The following is a 323-nucleotide window of genomic DNA, read 5'->3' on the forward strand; positions in this document are numbered from 1 at the left end:
GAGTTCATGGCCGAGATCGTCCCGTACGCCTCGGCGGACGGCCACCGTCAGGTGTTCCGTACCGAGCGCAGCACCCGGAGCAAGCCGTGCTACGTCGGAGTGGAGGAGACCGGCTCCGGCATCGCGCACCGCTTCGAGTTCGGCTACGGCTGGTTCGTCGACATTCCGGCCGAGGCGCTGACGGTGGGCGGAGAACGCGTGGACCCCGAAGGCCTGACGCTCTTCCACGGCGACTGCGTCGAGGCGATGGCGTTCACGGCGGACGAAAGCGACGAGGTGCCCGGCGGGATCGCTGTCTCCATCGCGCTGGCCGACATCCGCCA

The 323-nt window shown here is 69.0% G+C and carries 1 protein-coding gene; it reads left to right on the forward strand.

Annotated elements, in window-relative coordinates; translation table 11 throughout:
• On the forward strand, nt 1-323 hold a 323-nt coding region (locus tag G3I42_RS30365), incomplete at both ends, for a hypothetical protein (protein WP_164290950.1).

It is taken from the genome of Streptomyces sp. SID11385, assembly GCF_010548245.1.
Taxonomy (GTDB): domain Bacteria; phylum Actinomycetota; class Actinomycetes; order Streptomycetales; family Streptomycetaceae; genus Streptomyces.